The sequence below is a fragment of the Streptomyces sp. S4.7 genome, assembly GCF_010384365.1.
Classification (GTDB): Bacteria; Actinomycetota; Actinomycetes; order Streptomycetales; family Streptomycetaceae; genus Streptomyces.
Map to the genome: position 1 here is coordinate 4,394,169 of NZ_CP048397.1, position 15,025 is coordinate 4,409,193.

The following is a 15,025-nucleotide window of genomic DNA, read 5'->3' on the forward strand; positions in this document are numbered from 1 at the left end:
GTCCTTCGGGGCGTGGAACGTGAATACGGCGGATTTGCTGGGCCGGGCGCGCTGTTGGGTGTCTGAGGGTACGGGCAGTTTTTCTGCTTGTGTCTTCGGGATGCCGGCCCCGGTGAACTCCGCAGATTCTGCGGGGGTGGCGGGTGGTTGGTCGTTGTTTGAGAACTGCACAGTGGACGCGAGCATCTGTGGCCAAGTTTTTAAGGGCGCACGGTGGATGCCTTGGCACCAGGAACCGATGAAGGACGTGGGAGGCCGCGATAGGCCCCGGGGAGCTGTCAACCGAGCTTTGATCCGGGGGTGTCCGAATGGGGAAACCCGGCAGTCGTCATGGGCTGTCACCCGCTGCTGAACACATAGGCAGTGTGGAGGGAACGAGGGGAAGTGAAACATCTCAGTACCCTCAGGAAGAGAAAACAACCGTGATTCCGGGAGTAGTGGCGAGCGAAACCGGATGAGGCCAAACCGTATGTGTGTGATACCCGGCAGGGGTTGCGCATGCGGGGTTGTGGGATCTCTTTTTCACAGTCTGCCGGCTGTGAGGCGAGTCAGAAACCGTTGATGTAGGCGAAGGACATGCGAAAGGTCCGGCGTAGAGGGTAAGACCCCCGTAGCTGAAACATTAACGGCTCGTTTGAGAGACACCCAAGTAGCACGGGGCCCGAGAAATCCCGTGTGAATCTGGCGGGACCACCCGCTAAGCCTAAATATTCCCTGGTGACCGATAGCGGATAGTACCGTGAGGGAATGGTGAAAAGTACCGCGGGAGCGGAGTGAAATAGTACCTGAAACCGTGTGCCTACAAGCCGTGGGAGCGTCGCTGGCAGTACTTGTGCTGTCAGTCGTGACTGCGTGCCTTTTGAAGAATGAGCCTGCGAGTTTGCGGTGTGTTGCGAGGTTAACCCGTGTGGGGAAGCCGTAGCGAAAGCGAGTCCGAACAGGGCGGTATAGTAGCGCGCTCAAGACCCGAAGCGGAGTGATCTAGCCATGGGCAGGTTGAAGCGGCTGTAAGAGGTCGTGGAGGACCGAACCCACCAGGGTTGAAAACCTGGGGGATGACCTGTGGTTAGGGGTGAAAGGCCAATCAAACTCCGTGATAGCTGGTTCTCCCCGAAATGCATTTAGGTGCAGCGTCGTGTGTTTCTTGCCGGAGGTAGAGCACTGGATAGGCGATGGGCCCTACCGGGTTACTGACCTTAGCCAAACTCCGAATGCCGGTAAGTGAGAGCGCGGCAGTGAGACTGTGGGGGATAAGCTCCATGGTCGAGAGGGAAACAGCCCAGAGCATCGACTAAGGCCCCTAAGCGTACGCTAAGTGGGAAAGGATGTGGAGTCGCAGAGACAACCAGGAGGTTGGCTTAGAAGCAGCCACCCTTGAAAGAGTGCGTAATAGCTCACTGGTCAAGTGATTCCGCGCCGACAATGTAGCGGGGCTCAAGCGTACCGCCGAAGTCGTGTCATTCGTACACATAGCCCCAACGGGCGTGCGGATGGGTAGGGGAGCGTCGTGTGCCGGGTGAAGCCTCCGCGGAAGCGAGGGGTGGACGGTTCACGAGTGAGAATGCAGGCATGAGTAGCGATACACACGTGGGAAACGTGTGCGCCGATTGACTAAGGGTTCCTGGGTCAAGCTGATCTGCCCAGGGTAAGTCGGGACCTAAGGCGAGGCCGACAGGCGTAGTCGATGGACAACCGGTTGATATTCCGGTACCCGCTTTGAAACGCCCAGTACTGAACCAGGCGATGCTAAGACCGTGAAGCCGTCCTGGAGCCTTCGGGCAAAGGGAAGTGGTGGAGCCGTCGGACCAGACTTGCAGTAGGTAAGCGATGGGGTGACGCAGGAAGGTAGTCCAGCCCGGGCGGTGGTTGTCCCGGGGTAAGGGTGTAGGACGCACGGTAGGCAAATCCGTCGTGCATATAGTCTGAGACCTGATGCCGAGCCGATTGTGGTGAAGTGGATGATCCTATGCTGTCGAGAAAAGCCTCTAGCGAGTTTCATGGCGGCCCGTACCCTAAACCGACTCAGGTGGTCAGGTAGAGAATACCGAGGCGTTCGGGTGAACTATGGTTAAGGAACTCGGCAAAATGCCCCCGTAACTTCGGGAGAAGGGGGGCCATTTCTGGTGATGAGTCTTGCACTCTGAGCTGGGGGTGGCCGCAGAGACCAGCGAGAAGCGACTGTTTACTAAAAACACAGGTCCGTGCGAAGCCGTAAGGCGATGTATACGGACTGACGCCTGCCCGGTGCTGGAACGTTAAGGGGACCGGTTAGTCACATTTCGGTGTGGCGAAGCTGAGAACTTAAGCGCCAGTAAACGGCGGTGGTAACTATAACCATCCTAAGGTAGCGAAATTCCTTGTCGGGTAAGTTCCGACCTGCACGAATGGCGTAACGACTTCTCGACTGTCTCAACCATAGGCCCGGTGAAATTGCACTACGAGTAAAGATGCTCGTTTCGCGCAGCAGGACGGAAAGACCCCGGGACCTTTACTACAGTTTGATATTGGTGTTCGGTTCGGCTTGTGTAGGATAGGTGGGAGACTTTGAAGCTTGGACGCCAGTTCAGGTGGAGTCGTCGTTGAAATACCACTCTGGTCGTGCTGGATGTCTAACCTGGGTCCGTGATCCGGATCAGGGACAGTGTCTGATGGGTAGTTTAACTGGGGCGGTTGCCTCCTAAAGAGTAACGGAGGCGCCCAAAGGTTCCCTCAGCCTGGTTGGTAATCAGGTGTTGAGTGTAAGTGCACAAGGGAGCTTGACTGTGAGACCGACGGGTCGAGCAGGGACGAAAGTCGGGACTAGTGATCCGGCGGTGGCTTGTGGAAGCGCCGTCGCTCAACGGATAAAAGGTACCCCGGGGATAACAGGCTGATCTTCCCCAAGAGTCCATATCGACGGGATGGTTTGGCACCTCGATGTCGGCTCGTCGCATCCTGGGGCTGGAGTCGGTCCCAAGGGTTGGGCTGTTCGCCCATTAAAGCGGTACGCGAGCTGGGTTTAGAACGTCGTGAGACAGTTCGGTCCCTATCCGCTGCGCGCGCAGGAGTCTTGAGAAGGGCTGTCCCTAGTACGAGAGGACCGGGACGGACGAACCTCTGGTGTGCCAGTTGTCCTGCCAAGGGCATGGCTGGTTGGCTACGTTCGGGAGGGATAACCGCTGAAAGCATCTAAGCGGGAAGCCTGCTTCGAGATGAGGACTCCCACCCACTTGATGGGGTAAGGCTCCCAGTAGACGACTGGGTTGATAGGCCGGATATGGAAGCACTGTGAGGTGTGGAGTTGACCGGTACTAATAGGCCGAGGGCTTGTCCTCAGTTGCTCGCGTCCACTGTGTTAGTTCTGAGACAACGAACAATTCCGTGTGGTCATCCGGTTTGTTCATGTGTTTCATTGTGTTTCGGTGGTCATTGCGTTAGGGAAACGCCCGGTTACATTCCGAACCCGGAAGCTAAGCCTTTCAGCGCCGATGGTACTGCAGGGGGGACCCTGTGGGAGAGTAGGACGCCGCCGAACAATCTTTAGCCTCAGCCCCCGAACCATGTTCGGGGGCTGAGGCATTTCTGCGTTCAGGGCCGCCTACAGTCGGCACATGAGCTATGAACTGGTCATCTTCGACAACGACGGCGTCCTCGTCGACAGCGAGCCGCTTTCCAACACCATCCTCGCCGGCTATCTCACCGAACTCGGTCATCCCACCACCTACGAGGATTCCCTCCGCGACTACATGGGCTCCGCGGTTCACCGCGTGCACGATCTCGTGAAGGAGAGAACCGGGCAGCTGCTGCCCGAAGACTTCGACGACACACTGCACAGCCGCGTGTTCGCCGCGTTCGAGCGGGAGTTGAAGCCGGTGGACGGGGTCGTCGAAGTGCTGGAGAAGCTGGCCGCCGACGGCCGGCGGTACTGCGTCGCATCGTCCGGAAGCCATGAGCGGATCCGGGTCGGGCACCGGAAGACCGGACTCGATCGGTGGTTCGAGCCGGGGATCGTCTTCAGCGCGCAGGACGTCGGCCGTGGAAAGCCGGCGCCCGATCTTTTCCTGCACGCGGCCGAGCGGATGGGTGTCTCTCCCGCGCGGTGCGTCGTCGTCGAGGACAGTCCGCTCGGGGTGGCCGCCGCGCGGGCGGCCGGGATGGATGTGTACGCGTTCACCGCGATGACCCCCGCCGCCCAGCTGGCGGGCGCCACCGCCTACTTCTCCTCCATGGCTACGCTTCCGGAACTGCTTGGCTGATCCATCTACCCCTGGGTAGCGCGGAGCCATACGCTGGCCGGCCATGACAGCCAAGCCGGTCAAGACAGACGCACGGTTGAGACACGGACGGGTGTCCCTGGCGCTGAGCTTCTTCGTACAGGGAGTGGCCTTTGCTCTCCTCGTGACCCGCATTCCCGCCATCCAGGACCGGTACGGGATATCCGATGCCCTGCTTCCGGCGTTTCTGGCGGCCGTGCCGATTCTCGCCGGTGTGGGCAGCGTCCTGACTGAGAAGATCGTCGCGCGCGTACAGCCCCGAGTCGTACTGAGGTGGGCCCAGCCGCTCGTGCTGCTCGCTCTCCTCGGAGTCGCCGCCGGCGATCAGGTGTGGCAACTCACCGCGTCGCTCGGTGCGTTCGGGCTGTCGGTCGGGGCGCTCGACGCGTCGATGAACATGCTGGGGGTGCGCCTTCAGCGGGCGTACGGGCGCAGCATCATGCTCGGCTTCCACGCCACGTACAGCCTCGGCGGCATCGCGGGGGCCTCCCTCGCGTGGGCCGGGGCGCACTGGGATCTGTCGCTGCTGGTGTCGTATCTGCCGGTCGTCGTCGTGCTGTTGCCGGCCGCGCTCGTCGGGAGCCGCTGGTACACGGGCGCGGATACGAAAACGGACGCGCGAATACCGGGCGATCCCTCGACGGCCGCCCCCGGGAAGAGCGTCGCGTTCAAGGCCCTCCTGCCGCTGTGCCTCGTCATGACCTTCGCCTACATCGGCGATTCCACCGTCTCCAACTGGAGCGCGAAGTACCTCCAGGACGTGCTGGGCAGCTCCGACGAGGTCGCCACCGTCCCGTACAACGCGTACATGGTCACCACACTCCTCGGCCGCGCGGCCGGAGACTTCGGGGTGCGCCGCTTCGGGCCCGTCGCGGTCGTACGCTTCGGGTCGCTCTTCGCCGCCGCGGGCTTCGCGGTGGTCGCCCTGGCGCCCGGAGCATGGGTGGGGATCGTGGGCTTCACCATGCTCGGGTTCGGTCTCTGCGTCCTCGTGCCGCAGTGCTTCGCCGCCGCGGGGCGGATGTTTCCCGAGGCCAGCGACGCGGCTGTCGCCCGGCTGAACATCTTCAACTACGTGGGCTTCCTGATCGGCTCGCCGCTCGTCGGCGCGCTCGGTGACGTGTGGAGCTACCGGGGCGCGATGCTCGTTCCGATGCTCATGATCCTTGTGACGCTGGTGTACGCCCGCTCGTTCGCCGACGGGACCGCCCGATACGGTGGCGGGCATGACCGGTCGCGCACAGTTGATGTGGGATGACGCCGTAACGGGCTACGACTTCGGGTCCAGCCACCCGATGGACCCGGTACGCCTGGCACTGACGAGGGAGCTGGTGCGCGCGTACGGGCTCGACCGCGAGGTGGACGTGGTGTCCGCCCCGTCGGCGGGGCGCTCCACGCTCGGACTCGTTCACCACGAGGTGTACATCGACGCCGTACGCCGCTGTTCGGCCGACCCGAGGTCCGCCGACGGTTCGTACGGCATCGGGACCGTGGACGATCCGGCCTTCGCCGGGATGCACGAGGCGTCCGCGCTGATCGCCGGGCAGTCGGTCGGCGCCGCCGAGGCCGTGTGGCGCGGCGCGGCGCGGCACGCCGTGAACTTCGCCGGCGGCCTGCACCACGCGATGCCCGGCTCGGCGTCGGGCTTCTGCATCTACAACGACGCGTCGCTCGCGATCGCGCGGCTCCTGGAGCTGGGTGCGGAGCGTGTCGCCTACGTCGACGTGGACGTGCACCACGGGGACGGCGTCCAGGCGGCGTTCTGGGACGACCCGCGCGTCCTGACGATCTCACTGCACGAGCATCCCCGCACGCTCTTCCCGCAGACCGGCTGGCCGGAGGAGACGGGGGAGGGCGAGGGGGAGGGCAGCGCGGTCAATCTGCCGCTGCCCGCCGGGACGGGTGACGAGGGGTGGCTGCGGGCGTTCCACTCCGTGGTGCCGGAGCTGCTGGCGGACTTCCGGCCGCAGGCGCTGGTGACGCAGCACGGTGCGGATACGCACTTCGAGGACCCGCTGGCGCATCTCGCGGTGTCGCTGGACGCGCAGCGCGCGGTGCAGGCGTCGTGCCACGAGCTGGCGCACGAGTACGTCGACGGGGGGCGCTGGGTCGCGCTCGGCGGTGGCGGGTACTCGGTCGTGGACGTCGTGCCGCGCTCGTGGACCCATCTGGTGTCGATCGCGGCGCACGCGCCGATCGACCCGGAGTCGGCGGTCCCGGAGGAGTGGCGTGAGGAGGTCTACGCCCGTACGCGGGAGTCCGCGCCGCGGCGGATGACGGATGGGCGTACGCCGAACTGGCAGGCGTGGGACGAGGGGTACGATCCCGCGGACCGGTTGGATCAGGCGATTCTGGCGACTCGCAGGGCGGTGTTTCCGTTGCGGGGGTTGCTGGCGTAGCGCGTGCCGCGTTGGGCGATGGTGTGAGGGCGGGTGTCCGGGGCCGCCCGGTGGACGGTTCGTCCTCGATCGCCCGGACGGGCTTCCTTGGGTGGACGGCCTTGTTGGGCGCCGGCCCGGGGCGGGTCGTCAATCGCGGACGGGCTTGATTGGCGGGCCCCGGTTGTGTCCTCAATCGCCGGGCGGGCTATTTGGGGGCGGGCGGGGGGGGATTGGGGCGTTACGCCAACTGTGCGGTGGCATAGGCGTTTTGGTCCCCTGCCCTTCGTCCTGCGGGAGCATCGGGGCTGTGTTGAGTACCGGAGCCCTACGGGCCCATCTGCTGGCTGCCCGACTGGCCGGCCCCGTGGCCACCACGCGGGAGCAGAGCCTGCGCAGTTACCGTCTCTTCGCCGCCCGCGATCCGCGTGCGACGCTGGGGCTCACCCCCGAACGGGCATGGCGCGAGGGCGACTTGCTGCGGCTCATGGCCGACCGGTGCGGCGTCTCCGGGGATCCGGCGCATGTCTCCGGCGGCGATGTCATCGATCCCGAGCTGACGCTGCGCAGCCTCGACGCCTTCGCCGCGCGCCTCGGCAGCGCCGCCGGGCGGCGGGCTCCCGTGCTGTTCGGGACCGGGCATCCGCACGGGTTGATCGGGTTCTACGCGGGTCTCGCAGACGCTTTGTCGGCGGCGGGGTGTCTCGTCCTCACCCCCGCGAGGGGGCGATGTGTCGACATAACGACCCGGTTCGGCGTACGTACGCACCGCCTCGACTACGTACGACGAGTCGCGTTGGTGCGGGAATCCGAAGCTTCGCACGCCGGGAGTGAGACCGGCGCGCACAGCCATTCCCCCCTCCCCGTTCGGGTTGTGCTGGACAGTGTGGCCGAGGCCGGCGGGCCGCTTCCCGAGTTGGTCGTCGGAGACCATGGATGGGTCTGCGGAGCAGGTCAGTTGGGCATTGAGGCTGTCGGTCTCGCGGACACCGACGACCCCGCGCTGTTCGTCGGCGAGGCGGAGGGGCGCGTCTCCGTCGTGGTCCCGGTTGACGACGGTGTGCGGTCCGACTACTACCGCCCGTTGACTCGCTATGTACTCAATCGAGCCTGTCTGTCACAGTAGGAGACCATGTGCTGCTCCTCTTCCCCACTCGTATCACCCGCCCCTAGTCTGGGGAGTGAGCGCACAGCGACGAAGAGTCACCGGAGGGGAAGCCGGGGGCCGTCGGGTGCGGAAGGTACAGGTGGATCATGGCTGCTGGCAGCGAGAGGCCTCTCAACGAGGTCAAGTTCCTTACCGTGGCGGAAGTTGCCTCGGTGATGCGAGTGTCGAAGATGACCGTGTACCGATTGGTGCACAGTGGTCATCTGCCGGCGATCCGGGTGGGCAGGTCTTTCCGGGTTCCGGAGCAAGCGGTTCACGAGTATCTCCGCGAGTCTTTCGTGGGGGTCGAATCCGCCTGAGATTTCCCTCGGATTACGTCCCTCACTCGGCGACGGGTAGGCTGGGCCAACGTAGGTCGTGTGGGCCCAGACGCCCCGCACCGAGTGAAGAGAAGTGAGCGAGGGTAGTCGTGGGCTCTGTTATCAAGAAGCGGCGTAAGCGGATGGCCAAGAAGAAGCACCGCAAGCTGCTCAAGCGCACCCGCGTTCAGCGTCGTAACAAGAAGTGAGCGACAGCTGTACGTGACATCACGGCCCTTCCACCATGCAGGTGGGAGGGCCGCGGTGCGTTCTGGTGTCGCTGAGGTCAGTTCGGGTCAAAGATTCGCGAAGGTGCGGAGAAGAGCGCCGCGAGGCCGTCATGTGGCTACGGCGACCCGCTACGGTGACGGCTGAGGCAAGCAATGTGCTTGGGCCAGACATCAAATTCAGGGGAAGGCGCTGATCTTGGGCAAGGTCGTGCTCGTGACCGGAGTGGCCCGCCAGCTCGGCAGCCGTCTCGTACGGCGAATCCTGCGCGATTCCGAGGTGGACCGGGTCATCGGCGTGGACGCCGTCACCCCCGAGCACAGTCTCGGCGGTGCCGATTTCGTCCGCGCGGACATCCGCCAGCCCGCCATAGCGCGCGTCCTGGCCGAGCATTCCGTCGACACCGTGGTGCACATGGACGTGACGGGCACACCGCTCGGCGCCGGCGGCCGGACGGCGGTCAAGGAGACCAACGTCATCGGCACCATGCAGCTGCTCGGTGCCTGCCAGAAGTCGCCCACCGTCGAGCGCCTGGTCGTCAAGTCCAGCACGAGCGTGTACGGCGCCGCGCCCCGCGACCCGGCCGTCTTCACCGAGACCACCCCGCCCAAGTCGCTGCCCAGCGGCGGCTTCGCGAAGGACGCGGTGGAGGTCGAGGGGTACGTACGCGGCTTCGCACGCCGCCGCCCGGACGTCGCCGTGTGCGTACTGCGCTTCGCGAACATCCTCGGGCCCGCGGCGGACTCACCGCTGGCCGAGTATCTGTCGCTGCCCGTGCTGCCGACGGTCTTCGGCTACGACCCGCGGCTCCAGTTCGTCCACGAGGACGACGTCATCGACGTCCTGCGGATCGCCCTGCACGAGCCCCGGCGGGGCACGCTCAACAGCGGGACCTTCAACATCGCCGGTGACGGCGTGCTGTTGCTCTCGCAGTGCTCCCGGCGGCTCGGCAGGCCGACGGTGCCGCTCCTGCTGCCGGCCGTGACCTGGGTCGGCTCCGCGCTGCGCACGCTCGGCATGACGGACTTCTCGCCCGAGCAGATCCGGCTGCTGACCCACGGCAGGGTCGTCAGCACGGACCAGATGCGCGAGACACTGGGGTTCGTACCCACGTACACGACGGCGGAGGCCTTCACGGACTTCGCACGTAGCCGGGGTGCCGGACTGTTGCCGCCGGAGGCTGTCGCCGACGCGGTCGACCAGTTCGCCACCCTCGTCAGCAAGGAGCGCAGCTAAATGGCCGATGCCAAGGTCATCCCCTTCGGCGAAGAGCCCCGGTCACGGCGCGCGGCGAAGCGCGCGCGGGGGCGCGGCCCGTCGTCTCCGTCCGCATCCCCCTCCTCGCCCTCGCCCTCGTCGGGTTCCGGTTCGGGATCGGATTCCGGGGCCGCGGCGACATCCGGCCCGCACTCGCTCTCTTCCGTTCCCGATCAGCCGGACGGGGTCGAGGACTCCCCGCACGTTGACGAGCAGACGCCCGGTCCGGCCCAGCCGCACGCCGCCGCGCACGGGACCGGAGGCCCCGCCATGGCCGAAGACCCGGCCGAAGACCCGGCCGCAGGTGCGACCGAGGACGGGGCCGAGTCCGGTGGCGGTGACTGGGACCGGCGGCTCGCCGAGGGCTTCGCCTTCCTGCGGCGCCGCGTCACCGGTGACTACGCGGTCGACGAGTTCGGGTACGACAAGGAACTCACCGACCAGGTCCTGATGTCGCTGATCCGCCCGCTCTACGCGAACTACTTCCGCGTCGAGGTGAAGGGCATCGAGAACATCCCCTCCGACGGCGGCGCCCTGGTGGTGTCCAACCACTCCGGCACCCTCCCGCTCGACGGGCTGATGATGCAGGTCGCCGTCCACGACAACCACCCCGCCGGCCGCCATCTGCGGCTGCTAGCCGCCGACCTGGTGTTCATGCTGCCGGTCGTCAACGAGCTGGCGCGCAAGGCCGGTCACACCCTGGCGTGCGCCGAGGACGCGGAGCGGCTGCTCCAGCGCGGTGAGATCGTGGGCGTGATGCCGGAGGGCTTCAAGGGACTCGGGAAGCCCTTCGGTGAGCGGTACAAGTTGCAGCGCTTCGGCCGGGGCGGTTTCGTCTCCACGGCGCTGCGGCACGGTGTGCCGATCGTGCCGTGCTCGATCGTCGGGGCGGAGGAGATCTACCCGATGATCGGCAACTCCAAGACGCTGGCACGGCTGCTGGGATTCCCGTACTTCCCGATCACGCCGACGTTCCCGTGGCTCGGGCCGCTGGGCGCGCTGCCGCTGCCGACGAAGTGGACGATCCAGTTCGGCGAGCCGATCCCCACGGACGGTTATCCGCCGGAGGCGGCCGAGGACCCGATGCTCATGTTCAACCTGACCGATCAGGTACGGGAACAGATCCAGCACACGCTCTACAAGCTGCTGGTGCAGCGCCGGTCGGTCTTCTTCTGACCGAGTGGCGGCGCCATACGGAAGGGGCGAGGGCCAGTGGCCCTCGCCCCTTCGTACGGGGTGCCTCAGTCGGCGATACAGGCGGTATCAGGCTGTGTCAGTCTGTATCAGTCGTCGTCCGTGTCGATGCCGAGACCCGGCAGCAGGCCGGGCAGCAGCGGCGGGATCGTGACGTCCGGGGCCGGTGCGATACCGCCCTCGCCGGGTGCCGACGGAAGACCGCTGCCGGACGGCGGATTGAGCAGATCGCCGGGCGCGTCGGGCAGCAGCCCGTCGTGCTCCGGGGTGCCGGGAGCCGACGGGCTCGGCTTGCCCCCGCTGTCCGGACGGCCCTGGTCGGAGGCCGACTTCGACGGTGACGGGCTGCCGTCCGTACCGCTGGAGGTGTCGGAGTCCGCCGTGGGGCCGCCTGGTGCCTGCGAGCCGCCGTTCTTGTCGGGACTGCGCGGCAGCAGCGCCTGCAACGGGGCGACGTCCTCGTCTATGGCGTCGAACACCGAGTTGACCTGGCTTCCCACGTCGCTCAGCTGCGGTGGCAGCCGGTCCCGCAGGCCGTTCCAGATGGCGCGGTGCGATTCGGAGAACGAGGAGAGCGTCGCGATCGACTTGATCTTGCCGTCCTTCTCGTACGCCCGGTTCAGCAGCCGGTGGCCCTCGGTCGCGTCGTGCCGCATGCCGTTGAGCGCCCGGCGGATCTCACCGAGCGATTCATGGTCCAGCGCGCCGGAACGCCCGCGCTCCAGCAGCCGGCGGGCCTCGTTCAGCCGGGTCGAGGCGTGGTCGAGGTAGAGGCCGCCGCGGTCGGCGTCCTCGTCGGCCATGCCGAGCTTGAAGTCCTCCATGCCGCGCTTCAGCCCGTACAGCGAATCACCGGGCAGGGCGTCGGAACTGGCAGCGGCCACTCCGCCGAAGGCACCGGCGGCCACGCCGACGGTGAGTCCTCCGGCCGCGAGCCCCTTCGACCAGCGAGCCTTCGGCTGGAGCCTCCGGAACTTCCGGAGCGGGGAGGCCCGGTGGGCTCCCCTTCCCGATGTCCGCCGTTGCTCGGGCACCGTAGGTCCCGTGGACGTCGCTCCGCCCTCAGTGCCCTCCAGCAGCATGGCCTCCATGGCTGCCACGAGCTGTGCTCGCTGCACCACTTTGACCTCGGGGTCCAGCTTGGGTCTCGGTAGCTCGCCGAGACCGTTCGCCACGGCCAACAGCCGCCCCTGCTCAGTCGGTTCGGCCGACGCGGCGGGCTGTTCCACCGCAGCGCCCGGGGGCGTCCGGTCTTCCAGAGCCTGGGCGAAGGCGTTCGCCCGCCGGTGTGCCGAGACATTCGCGATCACTGGCGGCACCTCCTCTCGTCATGACGATCGACTCCCCTGACCGTTCGGAAGGTTGCACGCCTTGAGCGCATCCACAGGGAGCCTGCATCCCGCACAACGAGCGTCGCGGCACTTGGGTTACGCGCGAAAGATGATCGGACCAGTGCGTCATCGGGGCGTCACCGACGGTGAGTTGAACGGTGCGCCGGCCGGCCGTCAGCGGGCGTCCTCCGGGAGCAGCCGCGCCAGCGTGCGCACGGCCCGGTACTGCAAGGTCTTGATCGCTCCTTCGTTCTTGCCCATCACTCGGGCGGTCTCGGCGACCGAGAGCCCTTGCAGGAATCGCAGGGTCACGCACTCCTGCTGCTGGGGGTTGAGTTTCCGTACGGCTTCGAGCAGTGCGGCGTTCGAGAGGGACTCTAGGACGGAGTCCTCCGGGCTGCGCTCCACCTCGTTGGCGTCGAGCATTTCGCCGGTGGTCACTTCCAGCCGGAAACGGCTCGACTTGAAGTGGTCGGCGACCAGGTTCCGCGCGATCGTGACCAGCCAGGCACCGAAGTCGCGGCCCTGCCAGGTGAACGTGGAGATACGCCGCAGGGCGCGCAGGAAGGTCTCACTGGTGAGGTCCTCCGCCGTCGCCTTGCCGCCCACGCGGTAGTAGATGTAGCGGTAGACGGTGTCGCTGTACTGGTCGTACAGCCTGCCGAACGCTTCGGCCTCGCCGGCCTGGGCGCGCTCGACGAGCTCCATCATGCGGGCGCTGTCGCTGTCCGCCGTGGGTCGGCGGACGGGGGTGGAGGCGGCGGTGGTGCTGCTGTGTCGGCTTCCCCGTCTGCCGACCGCCGCACCGCCGTTCGCCAGGGCATAGCAAGGACCAATAGGGCCGCTCATGGCAGGGGCCGTGGCGGCGTGGGCGGGGACGGCGTACGCGGTGGGGACGAAGCCGCGCAAGCGGTCGAGGACCGATGCGCGCAGCGTAGCCAGGCCCGAGGTGTCAACCCCGACGTGTGGGTACACGGGACTCCCAGAGGCAGAGCTTCCATCACGTTCAGTGCTGGACCGTTCATCCGTCGTGGCGACGTGTGGGGTCCGGTATGCGTCTGAGGAGAATAACGCTTCGTACAGGCAGCGCTACACCCAGTTGCTCAAATCATCGATTACGTCGCTTCTGTTACGCCTATACGGCGAATCAAGCAGCACATTGTGAGCGGTTATTGATCGCTTGACGTAACGATGTGTCAGCTGACGTGATCGGTGGCGGTCGATTCGCCGATCGCGGGCGCGTGTCCGGAGGGACCCGGGGGCTCAGCGGCGGCGGCGGTGCAGTGCCACCGCGGCGGCCGTGCCGCCCGCCAGCGCGCCGACCCCGGCGGCGGCCGGGATGCCGACCTTGGCCGCCTTGCGGCCCGTCCGGTAGTCGCGCAGCCGCCACTCACGGTCCTTGGCGTGCCTGCGGAGCTTGCTGTCCGGGTTGATCGCGTACGGATGTCCGACCAGCGACAGCATCGGGATGTCGTTGTGCGAGTCGCTGTACGCCGCGCAGCGGGCCAGGTCGAAGTCCTCGGCCGTGGCCAGCGCCCGTACCGCCTCGGCCTTCGCCGGGCCGTGCAGGGGCTCGCCGACGAGCTTGCCGGTGTAGACGCCGTCGATCGACTCGGCGACCGTGCCGAGCGCGCCGGTCAGTCCCAGCCGCCGGGCGATGATCGTGGCCGTCTCGACGGGCGCGGCGGTCACCAGCCAGACCTGCTGCCCGGCGTCGAGGTGCGCCTGGGCGAGGGTGCGGGTGCCCGGCCAGATGCGGTCGGCCATGTACTCGTCGTAGATCTCCTCGCCGATGGACATCAGCTCGGAGACCCGGTGGCCCTTGACGATCGACAGCGCGCTGTCCCGCGCGTCCTGCATGTGCTGCGGGTCCTCGACGCCGGCGAGCCGGAACCAGGCCTGCTGCCAGGCGAACCTGGCCAGTTCGCGGCGCTGGAAGAACTTCCGCTTGTACAGCCCGCGTCCGAAGTGGAAGATCGCGGCGCCCTGCATGACGGTGTTGTCCAGGTCGAAGAACGCGGCGGCGCGCGCGTCCCCGATGACCGGGAAGTCGGGCACGAGCGGCTCGGCGGTGCCTGCCGGTGCCGCGCCGATGTCGTCGATCTCCTGCGACGACTTGAGTCCTGCCTCTGCTGCGGCCTCACCCGCGAGCACGCTCCGTGCTGTCGCGGAGCGCTTACGGGGGGTGAGCCATCCCAGTGCGGCCATAGCGTGAGCATAGTCAGTCTGTTCGGCACTTCCGGACGCGCCGGAGTGCCGTCGGTGTGAACTCTCCGGGAAGGCGGGGCACGGAGAACGTGCGGACGTCTCCGGGGCGGCTTCCGGACGGCGGAGAATGGATCTCATGAGCCCTCTCCTGCGCCGTACGAAGAAGAAGCCCGCCGAGCGTGTGGTGACGCTCGTCTCCAAACCCGGCTGTCATCTCTGCGACGACGCGCGCGCCGTCGTGGCCGCCGTCTGTGCCGAGACCGGGGCGTCCTGGGAGGAGAAGGACATCACGGTCGACGAAGAGTTGCACCGCGCCTACTGGGAGCAGATTCCGGTCGTGCTCGTGGACGGTGAACAGCACACCTTCTGGCGCGTTGACGCCGGTCGGCTCCGCAGGGAACTGGGGACCTGACAGAAAGACGGTTACGATCGTGGGCGCTTTGCCGAGCTTTTTCCGAAGAACCGGGACGACCGGCTCCGGTGGGCGTGGCGAAGCGGTCTCGGGGGCGTGGTCATGAGGAGTTGTACGGTTTTGCCCCCATCATGGGTTCAACGGGCCGGTGCGGCCGAGGGGTCCAAGATCCCTCGTTCGGGTCGCGTGACCCCGGTCACTTCGTACGGACAAAGCGGACACAATCTTTGTGCACGCGTTCACAAAGGCATACCCTGCACACGACGGGGCGGTCCTGGGACAAACGGCCGCCTGCAG

The 15,025-nt window shown here is 66.3% G+C and carries 12 protein-coding genes and 2 rRNA genes; 11 read left to right on the forward strand and 3 right to left on the reverse strand.

Features of this window, described 5'->3' with window-relative positions; all coding sequences use genetic code 11:
- Positions 1-190: 190 nt before the first annotated feature.
- The 10 genes from SSPS47_RS19635 (at position 191) to SSPS47_RS19680 (ending at position 10,759) form a co-directional block, all read left to right on the forward strand.
- Positions 191-3,314 (forward strand): 23S ribosomal RNA (locus SSPS47_RS19635).
- An 83-nt stretch (positions 3,315-3,397) separates the two neighbouring features.
- Positions 3,398-3,514, forward strand: a 5S ribosomal RNA gene (gene rrf / locus SSPS47_RS19640).
- 76 nt (positions 3,515-3,590) lie between these two features.
- Positions 3,591-4,235, forward strand: coding sequence for an HAD family hydrolase (locus SSPS47_RS19645; protein ID WP_164252199.1), 645 nt, complete (start codon positions 3,591-3,593; stop codon positions 4,233-4,235).
- A gap of 43 nt (positions 4,236-4,278) precedes the next feature.
- On the forward strand, positions 4,279-5,511 hold the full coding sequence (locus tag SSPS47_RS19650; protein ID WP_164252200.1) for an MFS transporter: 1,233 nt from the start codon (positions 4,279-4,281) through the stop codon (positions 5,509-5,511).
- Positions 5,480-6,652, forward strand: a complete 1,173-nt coding sequence (locus SSPS47_RS19655) for an acetoin utilization protein AcuC (RefSeq protein ID WP_164252201.1) — start codon at positions 5,480-5,482, stop codon at positions 6,650-6,652. The genes SSPS47_RS19650 and SSPS47_RS19655 overlap by 32 nt, the downstream gene beginning before the upstream one ends.
- Before the next feature lie 289 nt (positions 6,653-6,941).
- The gene (locus SSPS47_RS19660; protein ID WP_164252202.1) at positions 6,942-7,757 is read left to right on the forward strand and encodes a phosphatase; all 816 of its coding nucleotides are present in this window, start codon (positions 6,942-6,944) and stop codon (positions 7,755-7,757) included.
- A gap of 128 nt (positions 7,758-7,885) precedes the next feature.
- Positions 7,886-8,098: a helix-turn-helix domain-containing protein gene (locus SSPS47_RS19665; protein ID WP_014046653.1), complete on the forward strand. Its 213-nt coding sequence runs from the start codon at positions 7,886-7,888 to the stop codon at positions 8,096-8,098.
- A gap of 110 nt (positions 8,099-8,208) precedes the next feature.
- Entirely contained in the window at positions 8,209-8,307 is a 99-nt protein-coding gene (locus SSPS47_RS19670; RefSeq protein ID WP_003948845.1) for an AURKAIP1/COX24 domain-containing protein, read from the forward strand.
- Positions 8,308-8,524: 217 nt separating this feature from the next.
- On the forward strand, positions 8,525-9,562 hold the full coding sequence (locus tag SSPS47_RS19675; protein WP_147874499.1) for an NAD-dependent epimerase/dehydratase family protein: 1,038 nt from the start codon (positions 8,525-8,527) through the stop codon (positions 9,560-9,562).
- On the forward strand, positions 9,563-10,759 hold the full coding sequence (locus SSPS47_RS19680; protein WP_164252203.1) for a lysophospholipid acyltransferase family protein: 1,197 nt from the start codon (positions 9,563-9,565) through the stop codon (positions 10,757-10,759).
- A gap of 107 nt (positions 10,760-10,866) precedes the next feature.
- On the opposite strand, the gene SSPS47_RS19685 is transcribed toward SSPS47_RS19680, so the two are convergent.
- From SSPS47_RS19685 to SSPS47_RS19695, 3 genes are all read right to left on the reverse strand, one after another.
- A complete protein-coding gene (locus tag SSPS47_RS19685) occupies positions 10,867-12,087 on the reverse strand; it encodes a DUF5667 domain-containing protein (RefSeq protein ID WP_164252204.1) in 1,221 nt (406 codons plus the stop codon).
- A 195-nt stretch (positions 12,088-12,282) separates the two neighbouring features.
- Positions 12,283-13,083, reverse strand: coding sequence for an ECF subfamily RNA polymerase sigma factor, BldN family (locus SSPS47_RS19690; RefSeq protein ID WP_147874496.1), 801 nt, complete (start codon positions 13,081-13,083; stop codon positions 12,283-12,285).
- A 288-nt stretch (positions 13,084-13,371) separates the two neighbouring features.
- Complete coding sequence (locus tag SSPS47_RS19695) at positions 13,372-14,316, reverse strand: HAD-IB family hydrolase (protein WP_164252205.1); 945 nt, start codon at positions 14,314-14,316, stop codon at positions 13,372-13,374.
- A gap of 136 nt (positions 14,317-14,452) precedes the next feature.
- Here SSPS47_RS19695 and SSPS47_RS19700 point away from each other — a divergent pair, with 136 nt between their 5' ends.
- Positions 14,453-14,728 carry a glutaredoxin family protein gene (locus SSPS47_RS19700; protein ID WP_164252206.1) on the forward strand — a complete coding sequence of 92 codons (276 nt, stop codon included), beginning with the start codon at positions 14,453-14,455 and terminating at the stop codon, positions 14,726-14,728.
- Positions 14,729-15,025: the final 297 nt, after the last annotated feature.